The organism is Vibrio sp. 1F263 (assembly GCF_041439035.1).
In the GTDB taxonomy this organism is placed as follows: domain Bacteria; phylum Pseudomonadota; class Gammaproteobacteria; order Enterobacterales; family Vibrionaceae; genus Vibrio; species Vibrio tasmaniensis_A.
Map to the genome: position 1 here is coordinate 220199 of NZ_JBGONI010000001.1, position 19481 is coordinate 239679.

The following is a 19481-nucleotide window of genomic DNA, read 5'->3' on the forward strand; positions in this document are numbered from 1 at the left end:
CGGCATAAAACAGAATTACAAAAACGTATACATAATTAAAGCTAGGAGCAAATCATGTCAAACGGCCGTATTTTACACACCATGCTACGCGTTGGTGATCTAGACAAGTCTATCGAGTTCTACACCAATGTAATGGGCATGCAGCTGTTACGTAAGAACGAGAATAAAGAGTACGAATACACACTGGCTTTCGTTGGCTTTGGTGACGAATCTCAAGGCGCTGTGATTGAGCTGACTTACAACTGGGGCACGACTGAATATGACCTTGGCTCAGCTTTTGGTCACGTTGCTATCGGAGTTGATGACATCTACACAACGTGTGACGCGATTAAAGCAGCAGGCGGTAATGTGACACGTGAAGCGGGCCCTGTAAAAGGCGGCTCTACTCACATCGCATTCGTTAAAGATCCTGACGGCTACATGATTGAGCTTATTCAGAACAAACAAGCAAGTGCTGGTCTAGAAGGTTAACCCTTCGTAGCCTCTGCAATATTTGGCTATGGAATAAACACTATAAGCGAGCATAAAGCTCGCTTTTTTTGTAGCTCTATTAATAATCGATATTCTTTACTAATTATTACAACATTCTCACTGATGAAACTTTACATGATAATAATTATCATTTAAATTAAGTCCCCTATTGATTAGTGAGGTAACACAATGATTAGCGAATGGGAAAAACACACGTTACTTGCCGATACGGCATTGCAGCTCGACGATCCTGTACAAAGTATTCTTCACTATCAGCAAGCATTGAGTTTAAGCGAAAAAATTACTGAACGTACCGATATCCAAGCGGACGAGCGCTTACTTATCTCTGTGATTTCTTGTCACAACCTCGCTCAGTTTTGGCGATGGGCCGGCGATACTGAATATGAACTCAAGTATCTCCAATTGGCTTCAGAAAAAGTACTGACACTGATCCCGCAATGTCCCAATACGCAATGTTCAAGCTTCATTGACTCAATTGGTTGCTGTAAGAAAGCCCTTATCGATTTCATGAAACGCCATCCCAACCCTAAAATTGCTTCTATGGTGGAAAAGATCGATACCGCGACCAACTGTGAAATGATCGCCCGCTTCCGCTTGAACTAAACAAATTACGTTTAAACAACGACTCAAATTTAAAATATAAAAAAGCCCGTCATCAGTGAAGACGGGCTTTGTCATTTCAAAACGAGCTATTGTTCAGCTTAAACCTGTGTGCGACCTAAAGAGATAACAACACGTCGGTTTTTGTCTTTACCAATTGGCGAGTTGTTGTCAGCAATTGGACGACGCTTACCATAACCTTGTACTTGAATACGGTCTTCTGGCAAGCCTAGAGATTTAAAGTACTCTCTTAATGATTCCGCTCTGCGCTCTGAAAGATTCTGGCTAATACCTTTGCTATCGACGGAATCGGTGTATGTAGCCACCAGCACAAGGTCGATGTCTTGGTTATAGCGAACATAGTCGGCAATCTGGCTGAGTCTCTTACGTGAAGACTTATTCAACTGATCGCTGTTACGATCGTAGTGCAAGATAGTAAAAGAGATATCTTCGAAGCTGTAAGGCAATAAGTTGGCGATACAGTCACTGAACACATTATACTTTTCTTGGAATAATACCGATGATAGTGCAACTTCGATTCGCTGATCTCGGCTCTGCCACTCTTGATAGCTGAATGTCGGGTAACGCCCTTTCTCCAACTCACTCAAAATACCCCAAGCGGTTTGACCACCAACATAGCCATCAAATTGTTGGAAGAACTTAATGGTCGTCATGCGGTCAGCACTTTCGCCCGGACGCCAAGCTGGTGGCATAGAGATCAAGCTTACATTGCGTGTCGCCCCCATTGGGCGACGCATTTTAAGCTCAAAATCCAAAATGATTTTTTTACTCGCGCGAGATGAAAACTCAGCATCACCAAAGTTGGGGATAGGGTGAACCAAGCGACATTCTAGTGGCGTGTTAGCCACCATCTCCCACGTCGACTGTAGAGGAGATGCTCCGTAACGCTTTTCTTGTGCCAATACCGATGACGACATAAGTAGCGAAAATAGCATTGAACCTGTTATGAGTTGTTTCTTCATAAAGTGGAGTATCTCTTAAGCAATTCGTTTAACAATGCAGCCAATTGCCGCATTTTTCCATCACGTTTGAATATGCAATTATCAAGCCGAAATAGGTCGGCTAATTTATGATTTATTGCCCTTCCCTAGTTTTTATCACTGCTATTATCTGCAATAATGCTGCCTTAATCACACATATTTGGGCTAACATGACTGTAGAAAACGAAGCTCTGACCCTTAAAAAACGCTTTCGTGGCTATTTCCCAGTGGTCATCGACGTGGAAACCGCAGGGTTTAACGCTGAAACCGATGCATTATTAGAAATCTGTGCCATTACACTAAGAATGGATGAGAACGGAGATCTGCACCCTGCATCAACGCTTCATTTTCACATTGAGCCTTTTGAAGGCGCAAATATAGAGCAGGCAGCATTAGACTTTAACGGAATTAAAGACCCATTTAGCCCATTACGTGGTGCTGTGTCGGAACAAGAAGCCCTTAAAGAAATCTACAAGCTGGTGAGAAAAGAACAAAAAGCTTCAGATTGCAGTCGCGCAATCATGGTCGCTCACAATGCTACGTTCGATTTAAACTTCGTTAATGCAGCAAGTGAGCGTTGTAAGCTTAAACGCGTCCCTTTCCATCCATTTGCAACTTTTGACACTGCAGCCCTTAGTGGTCTTGCCTACGGTCAAACCGTTTTGGCTAAAGCTTGCCGCACTGCGGGGATGGAATTTGACAACAAAGAAGCACACTCTGCTTTGTATGATACGCAAAAAACCACAGAGTTATTTTGCGGCATAGTAAACAAATGGAAAGCCCTTGGTGGTTGGCCTCTTGTTGACGAAGAATAAAAAATAGAGTCGGTAAACGTTCACTCGTATTGCCTTCATAAAAAACACAACATCCCGAGAATAATATGAATCCTGTTGTAATTTCAGTTTGCATCATGCTTGTTTTAGCTTTGATGCGCGTAAACGTTGTCGTGGCTCTCACGTTCAGCGCAATTATCGGTGGCGTAGCCTCTGGTATGAGTGTGAACGATGCTGTAGCAGCGTTCGAAAGTGGATTAGGTGGCGGTGCAACTATCGCACTTAGCTACGCAATGCTTGGTACCTTTGCTGTTGCTATCTCTCGTTCTGGTATCACAGATCTACTTGCTCAAAGCGTCATTAAGCGCATTCACGGCAAAGAGAACAGTGCGGCATCTAATGGTCTAAAATATGGCATCCTTGCGTCTTTGATCTTAGTGACCATGTCTTCGCAAAACGTGATTCCTGTGCATATCGCCTTCATCCCAATTTTAATCCCACCTCTATTAGGCGTATTCGCAAAAATGAACCTAGACCGTCGTCTGGTTGCGTGTGTACTTACTTTTGGCCTGATTACTCCGTATATGGTTCTACCTATCGGTTTTGGTGGCATCTTCCTAAACAACATCCTGCTTAAAAACCTTCACGACAACGGTCTTGAAAACGTAGTAGCAAGCCAAGTACCAATGGCGATGTTGTTACCGGCAGCTGGTATGATCTTTGGTCTTCTTACGGCAGTATTCTTTACTTACCGTAAGCCACGTCAATACAAAGAAACGTCTCATACTGTTGTTTCAACCGAAGTGAAAGAGATCAACAAGAAGCACATCCTAGTGGCTGCTGCGGGTATTGTTGCTGCACTAACGGTTCAACTATCGACAGGTTCTATGATCATCGGTGCTTTGGCTGGTTTCATGGTATTCACCTTCGGTGGTGTAATCGCTTGGAAAGAGACACACGATGTCTTCACTAAGGGCGTTCACATGATGGCAATGATCGGTTTCATCATGATTGCAGCGGCAGGTTTTGCAGCGGTAATGAAGCAAACTGGTGGCGTTGAATCTTTGGTTGAAGCGCTTTCAACCAGCATCGGTGACAACAAGCCTCTAGCGGCACTGCTTATGCTAATTGTTGGTCTATTGGTAACTATGGGTATTGGTTCTTCGTTCTCTACGATTCCAATCCTTGCAACTATCTACGTTCCACTAGCAGCAGCATTTGGTTTCTCACCTATGGCAACGATCGCTCTAGTAGGTACAGCTGCAGCGCTTGGTGATGCTGGCTCTCCAGCTTCTGACTCAACCTTAGGTCCAACATCGGGTCTTAATGCTGATGGTCAACACGAGCACGTATGGGAAACCGTAGTACCGACGTTCCTACACTACAACATCCCACTGATCGTATTCGGTTGGATTGCAGCCATGGTTCTGTAATTAGGTTCTGTAGTTAAAGAGTCCTACGCTAACTTTTATAAAGACCGCCTCGTGCGGTCTTTTTTGTATATAGGGTCTGTTGACCTTTCGAGCTGATTTTTGCAGCGCTTTGTGGGAAATGGCTACAAGGCAGAGGCTTTGAAGTGTAGCTAGCCTACATGAGAAGCCGATAACGCAGTAGAAATGAACCACAAAGGCTGCCCGAAGGGTTCGGCTAGAATCGTTTTATGCTTTGTTAAGAAGTATTTACTTAGAGTGACTAGGCTACATACTCCTTGCCGCGCCTAAAACGATTCTAGCCGAACAAAATTTAACCGCGAAAGGTCAACAGATCCTAACCTCTTTCCCCTTTTATTTCTAACTTTAGAAACACGCTAACCTTCTGAACCAACATCACTCCCTATACATTATTCCGTACGTATTGATGTGCAACTTGTGGCTATTCATTGAATTCACTCCTACACTTAAGTGTTTAATAAATAAGCCGCTAATTCATAGACGACAAAGTGGCAAGGCTCAATACGTCAGAAGGCTACTATATGGATATACTCGCCCGATCGCGCTACCTCATCGTTGATGACAGCAGCGTCATTCAAAGTGCTACCCGCGCACTACTTATCAAGTTAGGCGTGCCTAACAACAATGTGATTAGCGCATCCAATGCACAAAACGCGATTGAGGCTTGTCGCGCACATCGATTCGACATCTTATTAATTGACCACGATTTAGGCTCAGGAAGCAATGGCTTGCAGTTGCTTGAGTTCTTGCAGCAAAAAGAATTAATCAGGCCACAAACGATCGTCTTTATCGTCACAGGCAATGACAGCCAAGATACCTTCTTTGGTTATGCTAACTTAGAACCTGATGGTTATTTGATTAAGCCAATACGTGCAGATGACATCATAAAAAGAGTCACATCCGCACTCTCTCGGCAGCAATACTTTTCGACATTAGAGCAGGCCTTTTTAAAGAATGGCCTCAATGCGGTAAAGCCACTCTTTGGCAAAGCCCCTGACCCGTCGACACTGAAAGATGCCATTATTTATATGGCGAATATTCTGATAAAAAACCAACAACTCGATGACGCACAAGCCATGTTGAATGGGCTATTGCAGCTCCATGATTACCTGCCTGCTAAAGTTAAGCTCATTGAAATACATATCCTCAAGCAGCACTATCACGACGCACTCCGTCAAATCGATGGCCTAATAGAAAGTAACCCTCGCAATATCAAACTTCAGCAACTTAAGGTCAAGATCTGTCTCAATACCAGTGATTTCGAATCCGCGAGCGAACTGATTGACCAAGTACTCACAGTGAACAGCAGTAATATTGAGTTAACCAACACCATGGTCTGGTTGCAGTTGCTAGATAAAAATGTCACACAAGCGACCCAACATCTCAAATCTCTCGCACAACTCATTCCTCACTCAATTTGGGATTCTACAGGTAAGCGAGCACTCATCTTATGGGCGGATAGTTTGGCGCTCACCCACGAAGAACTAACACTTTGGAAACCTGAAGCGACTTGGCAGAGGCTTTCTCACTCTGAAAAGTCTTACGCATTGAGCAAGCCGCTTCTAAAGCTTTGTCGTACCTTACAACTGATTCAACTCGATCAACATGAGGTTGCGACAGAGTGCATTGAGAGTATTTCGATAAACGAGTTTTCAGGCAATGATGTCGACGCGTTCTTCTTGTTGGCGCTGTGTTATCAAGCCTTAGGATTACAAGACAAAGTCGTTCAAATAAAGCGCCAAATTGACGTTCATTTAAAAGCGGATCACACGAACCTTGCTCTACTTCAACGTATGGCATTGCAGCAAGCTGATAATTTTTCACTCCCCACACTAACTAAAGCCCCTTTGGCTGCCGTTAGTTAAGCATGGCGATACTCTAAAATCAGCAAGCAAACGACAGGATGTCTTTATGCAAAACAGCGCTTCAAAAACGAAAACGTGGTGTGTCGCCTTTTTATTGAGTTGTCTTTCACTGTTGATGTGGCCACTGACCTTTGCCGAAAACACCCCACCAGGGAGCACATCACCCGCTAGCTCCTTAGCAATCAAAACCGAGAACTCATCGAAAGACCAAGTCATATTGCGGGTTGGTCTGCCTTCTTACGACATGGTCCCCTACAGCTATCAACATAAGACTCCCTCAGGCAACACTGTTTCTGAAGGGCTACTCATCAGTATGTTGGATCAGGTAGCAGTAAATGCAGGTTTCCAATATCAGATTAAGTTGTATTCAACATTTAGTGATGTACTGAGTGCATTCGAAAGAGGTGAATTAGATCTGCTAGTCGGTGTCTCTTCGACCAAGGAGCGCCATAATTACATGACTTTTAGTGAGCCGATGTTTTCCATAAGACGAGCGGTGATTACCCAAAATAGAAAAATAAACGATTTAGGTGCGTTGGCAACCGCCAACCTAGCATTGGAGAAAGGGTTTGCGCTCAATGATCTTCTTCCTAGTCTGCTTCCTGATAGTCAAATTACCACATTAGACAGTACGCAAGCGGCATTCACGGCAATTCAGGAGGATAGCGTGGATGCGTACATTGGCGATGCGCTTGCACTTTCTGCGTTATTACGAGAACAGCCTCGAGACTCACTAACATTATCTGTACTTCCTGACCTTCCCGCAGATCACTTGCATTTCGCGGTCAAAAAAGGAAAGCACAGATTGCTTAGCCGAATCAATTTCGCTTTACAGGACATTAAGGAAGGTTCACTGCAATCTATTTACAATCAATGGCTTGCTCCATCGCAACATTCGATGCTGCTGAACTATGGAACATTGAATTTAACCCAAGATGAAAAGAACTGGCTCGACAGCAACCCTTCCATCCCCGTAGGCACACACTCCAATTGGTACCCTTACGACTTTACCAATGAGCAACAGCAACACTCAGGCTTATCTGCTGACATCTTAAACCTAATAAGTAATGTGCTTGGCGTGTCATTCGAAAGTACCACTTACCTAACACCAGAAGCGGCCGAGGTCGCGTTCAATAATGGTGAGACAATGGTGCTAACCAACATCACACCAACCACAGATAAAGCCCGATACATGGACTTCACTCAAGCTTACAGTTTTGAACCTTGGGTGTTATTGAGTCGCTCTGATCGCTTAGGCAACTTTGCGCCAAGTGGCACCGAAGCTGTTGGTGTGATTGAAAATTCTGGAGGATCAACAGTTCTGCCTTCTCTCTGCCTTACTTGCCTAGCCGTCCCTTACATCAATCACGTCAGCGCTTTCCAAGCATTACAGAAAGACGACATCAGTTTCGCGCTTGCTTCACTTCATCATGCTGCACCTTTATTGCATCAAGACTATGTAGGGCAATTCAAAATCACTGGCACCATTAATGAGCAAAACAGCGCACCACTAGCTCTCGCAGTGAACTTCCGCCATCCCATGCTGTTGAGTATTCTCAACAAAACCATTGGAGCACTGCCTGCCAATGAATTAGAGCGCTTGGAAAACAAATGGTTAACCTATGAATACCAAGAAGGCTTATCACCACGCGAAGTCGCTAAATGGTCGGTGATCATCGGGCTTGGAATCTTTGTGGTCATTTTCGTGATCGTATTTTGGAACCGAAAAATGGCGGCTGAAATCGAGCAGCGAAAGATCGCCGAGCAGAGAGCAAAAGCAGCAGAAGCCCATTTGCAAACGCTGGCCGACAACATTGATGGGGTCGTGCTTAAACATATTCAAACGCACCCTCGACAGCCTTTAGATATCCGGTTTAGCTTTGTCAGTGCAGGTGTAAGCGATATGTTCGGCTTATCCGTGGATAACGTAAAAGAGCACCCTCAACGTCTGTTTGGCCTGATCGCAGAGGATGACTTGCCCCTGTTTGAAACCAGTATGCTGGAAGCTATTGAAACCGGGCATTGGGAAAATGAACAGCGAATGCAGTTAGAATCAGGTCAAACTAAATGGGTGAAATTTAATAGCCAAGTATCCAACAGCAAAACCATTGAGTGGAATACGGTGATAACAGACATCACCCTACTAAAAAAACAACAGCAAGCTTTAGACAACGCACGCCAAAAAGCAGAAAGTGCAACGGCTGCAAAGTCGCAATTCTTAGCGACCATTAGCCACGAGGTTCGCACCCCGATTAGTGGGATCTTAGGGCTGTTGGAATTAATGCAGGAACATCAGCTGAGTGAAGAGTTACTGAACTTACACGGTGGATTGAATCAGTCAGCTCGGAACTTACTGCACATCGTTAATGACGTACTCGATTACTCCAAGATTGAAGCAGGAAAACTGGATCTTAACCCGACCGAAATTGAGCTCGGCAAAGTACTCGCCCGTATCGTGCAACCGCAATCCATTCATGCACAGCAAAAAGGCTTAGCCTTCCACTATTGGCAAGACCCAAACCTCGCTCAGTGGTTGTTTGCAGACGATATACGACTCCATCAGATTCTAAACAATTTCCTTAACAATGCGATTAAGTTCACCGAACATGGCACTATTTCATTGCATATTGATGTGATTGAGCAGAACGAACATCAGCAGAAAATTAGCCTAACGGTTTCCGACACGGGCATCGGCATCCCGAAAGACAGACAACAAAGCTTGTTCCAACCTTTTGAACAAGTCGACAAAACCACTAGCCGCCGTTTTGGTGGCACAGGGCTTGGACTGTCTATCGCTTTGAAATTGATAGAACAGATGGATGGCAACATAGAACTGTCGAGTGAAGAAGGAAAAGGCAGCCACTTTACGGTTACCGTTACCCTCCCAACTTGTACTCCTGAACATGCAGTAAGCAACGCTTTGGTTCTACGACAAACGCTGATTTTTCCTTCAGAGGGTGAGAATTCTATTGAGCTAGATGTCGGTAATCACTCAAGCGAGGTATACGTTGTTGGCTACGTTCTGCAACAAGAAGAGCTGTGTCGATATTTGAAACACTTCGATCTTGAACCCAAGGTTCTGCACATTAATCAAAAGCACTTGCTCAAAGAGGTAGTCGTTAAACATCAGCCAAAACATATCTTTGTAGCGATGTCGGTTTGGCAGCAACTGGCGATTACCGACGCATGGATTCAGCAGCATACGGGTTCAACACGCTTCACCGTAATCAACCAAAACCCAATGCTCTCACCAGAGCCTTTAGGTAACTCTTGGTGCTTGTCGGTAAATCCGCTGCTGCCCGATAACCTTGTTCATGTTTTAACGAAACCCGTCAGTCACAACAATCTACTCTCATCATTAGACAACGAAACCAAAGCGCCTATCGCCATCGAGACTCGCGAACAAGCCGAGAGTAATGGCCGACTGATTCTTGTTGCGGAAGACCACCCGATCAATCAGCAAGTCATCGCCAAGCAGCTTGAGAGTATTGGTGTCCACGCTGATATTTTCGATAACGGAGTGCTAGCGCTGAATGCTTTAAAAAATAAACGTTATGGTTTGCTTCTCACCGATTGCCATATGCCGGAGATGGACGGTTACACGCTTGCCTCAAGCATTCGTCAGATAGAACAACGCAATGAAGAACTAAATCAAGAAACTCAAAAGTTGCCTATCGTCGCGTTGACGGCGAATGCGGTTCAGGGTGAAGATGCCAACTGTTATGCACACGGCATGGATGATTTCCTAGTTAAACCTGTTTCCATTAAGCAAATGAAGCTGACCATTGAAAAATGGCTACCCGCAATCCACGATTTAGATCCGACGCTTGAAACCGATATTTCTGATGCAGAAAAGCCAGACTCGCAAAATCAGAACACAAGCTCTTCGTCAAACGCTTTACCTGCAGCTCAAGAAACCAATGAGTTTTCGATGCTGTTCCAAGGCATTGAACAGAGCTTTGCGGAATCGGCAGAAAATAACAACTCAGAGACAATCGAAGATGTTGACACCACTGTCCCTCAAGATTCACTCAACGAGACCAATAGCCCCATCATCGACTACACTGCGCTCTACGATCTATTTGAAGATCACGATGTGGTGATGACCTTACTCGACGAGTTTGCCGCAAGTTTTATTGCAGATAGTGAACAGATAAAAGCGCAGTGGGCTAATAAGGAATATAAGGGACTAAAAACCACATCACACCGACTCAAAGGTGCCGCTAAAATGGTGGCATGTGACGCGATTGCTTCTCCGCTCGCAATCATTGAAGCACAAGCAAACGGCCTAGTAGCCGAAGCCACAGACTTAGATCAAGTCGAATCAGAAATTGAAGCATCAATCTCGGAAGCAACTAACACATTCGAACGGTTTACAGAGGAGATAAACCAACTACGTCAGACAAAAGAAAAGGCTTACTCTTATGAGTAAGCCTTAGAGGTTATTGCGTCAATACAGACAGCTCTCGCTGGATTATACAGCGGGAGCGTTATTCACTAGAATTTCGCGAATAGACTTAAGTGTCGCTTCAGTTGAATGGTAATCCAATTCAACTTCACTAAAGATACCGTTTACCTCAAGCATTAAGGTTGGGTAAGAATGCACACCCATCGCTTCTTTGAAACCTAACTGATCATCTAACTCGCTTTCCAATAGCTTACTAGAAAGGTCATTTTCAAACTGTTGTACATTCATCCCTAGCTCTTGAGCTAACTGCAAATGCGTTTCTTGGCTATGAGGCAGCATCGCACGAAGGTAGTAAGCGTGTTGGATCGCTTCAAGCATTGCTTCGTAGTGATCTTGAAAACCAGCAGCGATCACTGCACGACACGCAGGGTAAGTGCTGCGAACTGGTTGGCATTCCGTCCAAAACTCATGATTAAATTCCGTACCCAGCTTAGCTTCAATCTGCTTCCAAATCGCTTGAAGCTTGCCTTTCATCTCTTCTGACATCGGCTCTTCAGAATCCGGAGCCAAACCACCGACTACGTAGCTAAACTCAATGCTCGCTGGCAATTGTTGTTTTAATAACTCAAGCGTTGGCTTGTAGCCCCAACACCAGCTGCACATTGGATCATGCACATAATGAAGTTTTACGTTCATTGTTCATTCCTTATCGAGTCTTTGTTGAACCATTCAAACGAAAAAAGGAGCCTAATTAAGGCCCCTTCCATTCAATATTTAAGCACCAAGGCCTAAAGCTTACTCAGCGTCGTCGCCAGCTACTTTAGCAGCGGCTTCTTTAACGATTGGCTGAAGCTCACCCTTTTGGAACATCTCAAGAATGATATCACAACCACCGATTAGCTCACCTTCAACCCAAAGTTGTGGGAAGGTTGGCCATTGTGCGTAAGCTGGAAGCTCTGCACGGATATCAGGGTTTTGTAGGATATCTACGTAAGCAAATTTTTCACCACATGCCATTAGCGCTTGAGACGCTTGAGAAGAGAAACCACAGCTAGGTAGCTTAGGAGAACCTTTCATGTACAGTAGAATAGTGTTTTCTTCAATTTGCTGTTTGATTTTATCGATAGTTTCCATTGCTTCCTCGTTAATGGATTACGGCTTTCATTGCCTTTATTCTACCCCAAACCAAAAGAATAAAAACCATATAAAAAAAGAGGTTAACCAGTTAAGCTAACAATTCACACAAAAGTGATGAATTAAGCTTTTAATAAAGTAAAAACTTGCTAAACTATATCGCAAGTCAGCAAATTGACCGTGGTTGGCAATATAGCGAGCCATGAATAATAATATCACTGGAAGCAATCGAAAGAGTTAACTCTTTCATATCAATGGAGAATTGAGCAATGGCATTTGAACTACCGGCTCTTCCTTACGCGAAAGACGCGCTAGAACCACACATCTCAGCAGAAACGCTAGATTTCCACCACGGTAAGCACCACAACACTTACGTTGTTAAGCTAAACGGTCTTATCCCAGGTACTGAGTTTGAAGGCAAAACACTAGAAGAAATCGTTAAGACTTCTACTGGTGGTGTTTTCAATAACGCTGCTCAAATCTGGAACCACACGTTCTACTGGCACTGTCTTGCTCCTAAAGCAGGCGGCGAACCAACAGGCGCGGTTGCAGAAGCGATCAACGCTGCATTCGGTTCTTTCGAAGAATTCAAAGCGAAATTCACTGATTCAGCAATCAACAACTTCGGTTCTTCTTGGACTTGGTTAGTTAAGAAAGCTGACGGTTCTCTAGACATCGTTAACACTTCTAACGCTGCGACTCCTCTAACAGAAGAAGGTGTTACTCCACTTCTAACTGTTGACCTATGGGAACACGCTTACTACATCGATTTCCGCAATGTTCGCCCTGACTACATGGCTGCATTCTGGAACCTAGTAAACTGGTCTTTCGTAGAAGAGAACCTAGCTAAGTAATTATTACTTACGCTGCGCTATTTATAGCAAGTTATCTATTGAAAGCTCATGCCTCGGCGTGAGCTTTTTTGTATCTGTCGTATTCTAATCAATGCGAACATTGCGAAACGAACTAGCAGATCGAGCCTACTTTTCAACCTATTCTTACCTTTCTCAATCGCCCTACATAAATTCGTTATTTGCCTGTAATTTAACTCTAAAGTTTGCCAACTCCATGCCGTTAAAGGTGTATCCAATGAGAGGCAGCATGCAAATACATACTTTAGACAAAGCAGGAATCATCAACGAACTGAAGTTCGGCATCGGGATCAGCCAAGCGGTTGAGCAAGGTCGCCGTGCAGATTTTGCGTTGCTGTTATCTATGTTTTCTAATGATGTTCGCGACTGTACTCCCATCGACACCATTGACGTCACTAAAACGACTGAAGATCGCCTACGTAAGCAATTTGGCGTAGCAGAACCGCAACAACTGCGTTCAAACCAATCGTCGTATGAAATTTCAGCGCAACAATCGAATCACTTTCATCAAGCTAGCCTTGCCAGCGCCAAGCTAAGCCACTACTTGAAGCCTGAAGCACTTGCTTTCATGCCAGAAGATACCGCCGACTTCCCTGAAGAGGTTTACCAAAACCTTTCTGGTCATGACAGGCGTAAACTGGCAAGTAAACAGTTACCTGATTTACCAAATGCGACACTCTACAACGAGCTGTCGACAGCTCAACGTCAGTATCAGATTCAGGCGCAAGTATAGCCGCTGCCTAGCATTCCTCTTTCTCGCTCAATATTCACGACTACTATTTGTCCGATCTCGCTTTTTGAATGATTGATGTAGGCAATATGAACCATCACCTTTGGTCATCATCAAAACCGGAGATGTCGGTTAACACTTGAAGTTACTGCAAAATGTGACCTGCCACAAAGTTCATAAAAAGTTATCAATGGGTACACCTTAGTTTGAGCCAATTCACACCCACTGTATGAAATTTAACCCATCCTTATCCAACATGGACGATTTGCTTAGGTACTGGGATGGAAATAAAAAGCTCAATTATATTGGTAACATCTGCCGGCTCGCGATTGGGAGGAACGATTGCGAACCACTTTGTTAACCTTGGAGCCACTGTCATCCTTTGTGATAAAGACGCAAAAGCACTTCAGGCGACATATTTACAATGCTCCCGATTTTCAGACTCAGTTTATCATTACACGCTCGAAGGGAGTGACAGCCAATCTATCCTCAGCGTATTTGATTTTATTCAAGCCACCTTTAACACTACACCCGATGTTCTGGTCAACAATTGGATAAGTTCCCCAATGCCTAGTCTAATTGGCGATCAGCCTGTCAGTAGCTTTATCAATGATCTCTCAGCTATGGCATCGACCCTTTTCGCATTTGGGCAAATCAGTGCAGAGAGGTTACGTGAACAGGATAAAGAAGGCGTGATTGTGAATGTAATATCTCATGATGACTTTCATGATGTGTCCGGCTTAGAGAGCGCAAACTCCATGATTACCGGCTTTACCCATAGCTGGGCGAAAGAGCTGACGCCATTTGGTATTCGAGTCGGCGGTGTTGTCCCTGCCGTTCATAACTCCGAAGGCAAACTCAATGGGTGTCACTGGGCACAACTGCAAGACGAACTGACCAGAACAACGGAATACATTGTCTCTAATGATTACTTTAGTGGACGGGTTGTAGCTGCGGAGGTTTAAGCGTCTGCATAGGTGTAAATGGATAATAAAAACAAACCTATTTCAATTCACATAAAAAAAGCCCCAACCTTTCGGTTGGGGCTTTGAATTTCCCGATAGATAAGTATCGTGCTAGCGAAAACCTATCTCAAACTAATGCTTACTTATTATGCGTTAGCTTTTTCTTTTTTAGCTTTTGGTGCTGCTTTTTCTTCAGCTGGCTTTTGGTCAGCTTTCTTCAAAATTACAGTCGTACCTTCAAAAGTTTCACCTTCAACGTATGCTTTACCGAAGTAAGACGTTGTTAGAACTTCTTTAAGCTCAGTGATTAGAGGGTAACGTGGGTTAGCACCTGTACACTGGTCATCGAACGCTTCAACAGCTAGCTCGTCTAGTTTAGCGATGAAGTCAGACTCGTTAACACCCGCAGCCTGGATAGACAGTGGGATGTCTAGGTCAACTTTAAGCTCTTCTAACCAAGTCAGTAGACGTTCAATCTTCTGAGCAGTACGGTCACCAGCTTGGCTTAGGCCTAGGTGGTCAGCAACTTCAGCATAACGACGACGTGCTTGTGGGCGGTCGTACTGAGAGAATGCAGTCTGCTTAGTTGGGTTATCGTTCGCGTTGTAACGTACAACGTTTGAGATAAGTAGTGCGTTTGCAAGACCGTGTGGTAGGTGGAACTCAGCACCAATTTTGTGAGCCATTGAGTGACATACACCTAGGAATGCGTTCGCAAAGGCAATACCAGCGATCGTTGCAGCGTTGTGTACTTTCTCACGAGCGATTGGGTCTGCTGAACCGTTTTTGTAGCTTGATGGTAGGTATTCTTTAAGCATCTTAAGAGCTTGTAGAGCTTGACCATCTGAGTATTCGTTCGCAAGAACTGATACGTAAGCTTCAAGAGCGTGAGTTACTGCATCGTAACCACCGAACGCTGTTAGAGACTTAGGCATGTTCATTACTAGGTTAGCATCAACAACAGCCATGTTTGGCGTGATTTCGTAATCCGCTAGCGGGTACTTAGCACCTGTTTTGTCGTCAGTAACAACCGCGAATGGCGTAACTTCTGAACCCGTACCTGAAGTAGTAGTGATACATACTAGCTCAGCTTTTTTACCCATTTTAGGGAACTTGTAGATACGTTTACGGATATCCATAAAGCGCATTGCTAGTTCTTCGAAGTGAGTTTCTGGGTGCTCGTACATAACCCACATGATCTTAGCAGCATCCATTGGAGAACCGCCACCTAGAGCAAGGATTACGTCAGGTTGGAAGCTCTTCATTGCTTCAGCGCCTTTCTCAACAACAGACAGTGTTGGATCCGCTTCTACATCGAAGAATACTTGAACTTCAATACCTTGCGCTTTCAGAATTTGTACTACATCGTCTGCGTAACCGTTGTTGAATAGGAAACGGTCCGTTACTAGGAATGCGCGTTTCTTACCTTCTAGGTCGCTCATAGCGATTGGAAGGCTGCCACGACGGAAGTAGATAGACTTAGGTAGTTTGTGCCACAACATATTTTCAGCTCGCTTCGCTACAGTTTTCTTGTTGATAAGGTGCTTAGGACCTACGTTCTCAGAGATAGAGTTACCACCCCATGAACCACAACCAAGAGTTAGAGAAGGTGCAACGTTAAAGTTGTACAGGTCACCGATACCACCGTGAGTAGTCGGGATGTTGATTAGGATACGAGCCGTCTTCATCTTGTCACCGAAGTAACGGATGCGATCTGCGTTTACGTCTTGGTTAGTGTAAAGACCAGATGTGTGACCGATACCACCGATTTCAACCATAGTTACTGCTTGAGCAACAGCGTCTTCGAAATCGTCTGCGCGGAATAGACCTAGAGTTGGAGACAGTTTCTCGTGAGCAAATTCGTCATCGTAAGAAACTTTACCAAGGCCTTCACCTACAAGTACTTTTGTATCAGCAGGAACTTTAACACCCGCCATTTCAGCGATTGCAGGAGCAGGTTGACCTACGATTTTAGCGTTTAGGTTGCCGTCGATAAGAAGAACTTTACGTACTTTATCTGCGTCAGCTTTAGATAAAACGTGAGCTTTGTGAGAAGCAAAACGCTCTTTAACTTCGTCATATACTTCGCTAACTACGATTGCAGCTTGCTCAGAAGCACATACAACACCGTTATCGAATGTTTTAGACATAAGGATAGATGCTACTGCACGTTTGATGTCAGCTGTTTCATCGATAACTACAGGAACGTTACCAGCACCAACACCGATAGCAGGCTTACCAGAAGAGTATGCTGCTTTAACCATGCCTGGACCACCAGTAGCAAGGATAAGTGCGATACCGTCGTGCTTCATCAGCGCGTTAGAAAGCTCTACAGATGGTTGGTCGATCCAACCGATGATGTCTTTTGGTGCACCCGCTGCTACAGCTGCGTCTAGAACAAGCTTCGCTGCGTCGTTAGTTGAGTTCTTTGCACGTGGGTGTGGCGAGAAGATGATGCCGTTACGTGTTTTAAGAGAGATTAGAGATTTGAAGATTGCTGTAGAAGTTGGGTTCGTTGTTGGAACGATACCACAGATGATACCTACAGGCTCAGCGATAGTCATTGTGCCTAGGCTTTCATCTTCATCAAGAATGCCACATGTTTTTTCGTCTTTGTATTTGTTGTAGATAAATTCAGATGCAAAGTGGTTTTTGATAACCTTATCTTCAACAATACCCATTCCAGATTCAGCAACTGCTTGTTGTGCAAGTGGGATACGAGCGTGGTTAGCAGCAAGAGAAGCTGCGCGGAAGATTGCGTCTACTTTCTCTTGAGAGAATGTTGCAAACTCTTCTTGTGCTGCTTTAACGCGTGCTACTAGAGCATCAAGTTCCGCTAAGTTAGTTACAGGCATGGTGGATCTCCTAAAATAATAAATATTAAAAACTTTTTATTAATTTCGCTGCTTGCTTTTAACCTCAAACAACAACGTTCTTAGTAAATTGCTTTCAGGACTGAGTATATTATTTCACAGTGTGAAAAAAATTGACCCAGATCAGTTACCCAAAAAGAATTAACCAAAAAGTAGTAAGGCAATCGCAAAAACACACTTAAGATGATGATTTATATAGATTAAAATCACATTTTTCGTTAGTTCAAAAAACAAGCAAACAGACAAACTTTTTCTACATAGAGTCATAAACTGTAAAAAAGTTTCATTTTTAGTCAGTTAAATTACATGTATACAGCCATATTCGTGCTACTGAGAGTATATCCATACCGTTGCACGGGCTAGATTTTGACATAATTTTTATTAAATTCGTGCAGCAGTTAACAGTTACTCGATAATAAATTACAAAATGAAACACTAACAACCAACTCGCAACACCGCCAATACAAAAGTGATATTCAATTAGTTTTTCTAAAAATAATCCCCTATTTCAGGTTAGTTTTTTTCATTCGTGCAAATCCGATTTGTCCCTTACATTACGCGCTCAGACTATTCACCGAATCAAACCTTCAACCTTAAAATTCGCTAACTGGAGATCGCTCTCATGCAAGGCTTAGAACTCGCAATTTTTATGCAATTCTTCCTTGGGCTTGTTGCTGCCGTAAACCCAATCGGCATCATGCCTGTTTTTGTTTCTCTTACTGCACATATGCCACCAGAAGAGAGGAACAGGACCGCATTACAAGCCAACATTGCTGTTGCCGTTATCCTGATTGTGTCGCTTGTCGCGGGGCAAATGCTGCTTGATATGTTTAGCATCTCGCTGGATTCATTTCGTGTTGCAGGTGGTTTGCTATTACTGAGCATCGCATTTTCGATGATGAGCGGTAAGCTCGGTGAAGATAAGCAGAATAAACAAGAGAAATCTGAATACATCAGCAAGGAGCAAATCGGTGTTGTTCCTTTGGCGATGCCGTTAATGGCGGGCCCAGGTGCAATCAGCTCGACCATTGTTTACGGATCTCGTTACCCTGCTGCTATTGATACGGTCGGCATCGGTATTAGTATCATTGCGTTTGCAACCTGCTCTTGGCTCTTGTTCCGTTCAGCGCCGGTTATCGTTCGCTTTTTAGGTCAAACGGGTATCAACGTGATCACGCGTATCATGGGCTTGATTCTTGGCGCATTGGGCATCGAGTTCATCGCCAATGGCCTACGTAATTTGTTCCCAGGTTTGGCATAACGTTTAACGGTAATCCGTTGCTCTATAAAGGGCAACAATATTGCAATATAGATGAGGCGAGTAAAGCAATTGGGCTTTCACTCGCCTCGTTATTATGAAGCTTGTATAATGACTGTTAATGCATTTAACAAAAGATGAATCTCTCCTTATGTCACGCAAGCCACTCAAGCATCATTTGTACGTCATTATCTTTGGTACTCACACGCCAGCCGGACGTGCATTTGATATTTCTCTGATCGTTGCAATCTTGGCTTCGCTATTGGTTCTGATCTTAGAGTCCATCCCTAATGTCATGACCGAATGGTCACAGCAGCTGCGTTATATTGAATACACTTTTACTGCTCTCTTCACTCTTGAGTATTTGTTAAGGCTCTATTGTTCTCCGAAACCAAAATCTTATGCCACCAGCTTTTATGGTGTCGTGGACCTATTGGCGATTCTTCCGACCTACTTAGCGATCATCTTCCCAGGCGCTTCATTTATGGGTGTGGTAAGACTGCTACGTGTGATGCGTATCTTCCGAATCCTAAAACTGGTTCGCTACCTGCAAGATTCAAACATTCTGTTACGTTCACTGTTAATGGCAAGACGAAAGATACTGATCTTTTTCAGCACAGTTGGCATCTTAGTTGTTATCTTCGGCGCGCTTATCTTTGTTATTGAAGGGCCAGAAAATGGCTTTACAAGTATTCCCCACAGTATTTATTGGGCAATCGTAACCATTACGACGGTTGGCTACGGTGACATGATCCCTCAAACCGCGTTAGGGAAAGCGATCGCTTCTCTGACCATGCTATTGGGTTACTCTATTTTAGCGGTACCGACAGGGATTATTACTGCAGAGCTCAGCAATGAGATGAACTCGCACAAAGAGTTGGTAAAGTGTCCGAACTGTAACCGCGCCGGCCATGATTCGGATGCTATGTATTGCAAACACTGTGCGAGTGAATTGGCAGACCCCGACAAGCGTGTCGTTACAGAAGAGAAATAAAAGCAGACTCGAGATGCGAAGAGGTTTAAGGGCAGTTTCGAAGGCCGAATAACGAGATATCAATA

General features: G+C 44.0%; 15 protein-coding genes. 11 read left to right on the plus strand and 4 right to left on the minus strand.

Annotated features, from left to right (window positions below; translation table 11 throughout):
* Nucleotides 1–54 precede the first annotated feature (54 nt).
* A complete protein-coding gene (gene gloA / locus ACED25_RS00930) occupies nucleotides 55–471 on the plus strand; it encodes a lactoylglutathione lyase (protein WP_004734046.1) in 417 nt (138 codons plus the stop codon).
* 189 nt (nucleotides 472–660) lie between these two features.
* Complete coding sequence (locus ACED25_RS00935) at nucleotides 661–1095, plus strand: DUF2753 domain-containing protein (protein ID WP_012603530.1); 435 nt, start codon at nucleotides 661–663, stop codon at nucleotides 1093–1095.
* Between the two features lie 98 nt (nucleotides 1096–1193).
* On the opposite strand, the gene ACED25_RS00940 is transcribed toward ACED25_RS00935, so the two are convergent.
* Nucleotides 1194–2075, minus strand: a complete 882-nt coding sequence (locus tag ACED25_RS00940; protein WP_012603529.1) for an OmpA family protein — start codon at nucleotides 2073–2075, stop codon at nucleotides 1194–1196.
* Nucleotides 2076–2263: 188 nt separating this feature from the next.
* On the opposite strand from ACED25_RS00940, the gene rnt reads away from it, so the two are divergent.
* The 4 genes from rnt (at nucleotide 2264) to ACED25_RS00960 (ending at nucleotide 10614) form a co-directional block, all read left to right on the plus strand.
* Nucleotides 2264–2908: a ribonuclease T gene (gene rnt / locus ACED25_RS00945; protein ID WP_029222960.1), complete on the plus strand. Its 645-nt coding sequence runs from the start codon at nucleotides 2264–2266 to the stop codon at nucleotides 2906–2908.
* Nucleotides 2909–2973: 65 nt separating this feature from the next.
* On the plus strand, nucleotides 2974–4299 hold the full coding sequence (locus ACED25_RS00950; RefSeq protein ID WP_012603527.1) for a Na+/H+ antiporter family protein: 1326 nt from the start codon (nucleotides 2974–2976) through the stop codon (nucleotides 4297–4299).
* Nucleotides 4300–4838: 539 nt separating this feature from the next.
* Nucleotides 4839–6182 (plus strand): response regulator, encoded by a 1344-nt coding sequence (locus ACED25_RS00955; RefSeq protein ID WP_231847883.1) that lies wholly within the window; start codon nucleotides 4839–4841, stop codon nucleotides 6180–6182.
* A gap of 46 nt (nucleotides 6183–6228) precedes the next feature.
* Nucleotides 6229–10614: a transporter substrate-binding domain-containing protein gene (locus ACED25_RS00960; protein ID WP_371694434.1), complete on the plus strand. Its 4386-nt coding sequence runs from the start codon at nucleotides 6229–6231 to the stop codon at nucleotides 10612–10614.
* 42 nt (nucleotides 10615–10656) lie between these two features.
* Here ACED25_RS00960 and ACED25_RS00965 read toward each other — a convergent pair whose 3' ends face one another.
* Nucleotides 10657–11286 carry a DsbA family protein gene (locus ACED25_RS00965; RefSeq protein ID WP_009848714.1) on the minus strand — a complete coding sequence of 210 codons (630 nt, stop codon included), beginning with the start codon at nucleotides 11284–11286 and terminating at the stop codon, nucleotides 10657–10659.
* 99 nt (nucleotides 11287–11385) lie between these two features.
* Complete coding sequence (locus tag ACED25_RS00970) at nucleotides 11386–11724, minus strand: Grx4 family monothiol glutaredoxin (RefSeq protein WP_009848715.1); 339 nt, start codon at nucleotides 11722–11724, stop codon at nucleotides 11386–11388.
* A gap of 269 nt (nucleotides 11725–11993) precedes the next feature.
* On the opposite strand from ACED25_RS00970, the gene sodB reads away from it, so the two are divergent.
* The 3 genes from sodB (at nucleotide 11994) to ACED25_RS00985 (ending at nucleotide 14291) form a co-directional block, all read left to right on the plus strand.
* Nucleotides 11994–12578, plus strand: a complete 585-nt coding sequence (gene sodB / locus ACED25_RS00975) for a superoxide dismutase [Fe] (RefSeq protein WP_004734050.1) — start codon at nucleotides 11994–11996, stop codon at nucleotides 12576–12578.
* Nucleotides 12579–12825: 247 nt separating this feature from the next.
* Entirely contained in the window at nucleotides 12826–13329 is a 504-nt protein-coding gene (locus ACED25_RS00980) for a VC2046/SO_2500 family protein (RefSeq protein WP_009848716.1), read from the plus strand.
* Nucleotides 13330–13607: 278 nt separating this feature from the next.
* The gene (locus tag ACED25_RS00985) at nucleotides 13608–14291 is read left to right on the plus strand and encodes an SDR family oxidoreductase (protein WP_371694435.1); all 684 of its coding nucleotides are present in this window, start codon (nucleotides 13608–13610) and stop codon (nucleotides 14289–14291) included.
* Between the two features lie 146 nt (nucleotides 14292–14437).
* Here ACED25_RS00985 and adhE read toward each other — a convergent pair whose 3' ends face one another.
* The gene (gene adhE, locus ACED25_RS00990; RefSeq protein WP_017098217.1) at nucleotides 14438–17146 is read right to left on the minus strand and encodes a bifunctional acetaldehyde-CoA/alcohol dehydrogenase; all 2709 of its coding nucleotides are present in this window, start codon (nucleotides 17144–17146) and stop codon (nucleotides 14438–14440) included.
* A gap of 640 nt (nucleotides 17147–17786) precedes the next feature.
* On the opposite strand from adhE, the gene ACED25_RS00995 reads away from it, so the two are divergent.
* Both ACED25_RS00995 and ACED25_RS01000 read left to right on the plus strand, forming a co-directional pair.
* Nucleotides 17787–18425: a YchE family NAAT transporter gene (locus tag ACED25_RS00995; protein ID WP_004734056.1), complete on the plus strand. Its 639-nt coding sequence runs from the start codon at nucleotides 17787–17789 to the stop codon at nucleotides 18423–18425.
* Between the two features lie 148 nt (nucleotides 18426–18573).
* Nucleotides 18574–19416, plus strand: a complete 843-nt coding sequence (locus ACED25_RS01000; RefSeq protein ID WP_032500845.1) for an ion transporter — start codon at nucleotides 18574–18576, stop codon at nucleotides 19414–19416.
* Nucleotides 19417–19481: the final 65 nt, after the last annotated feature.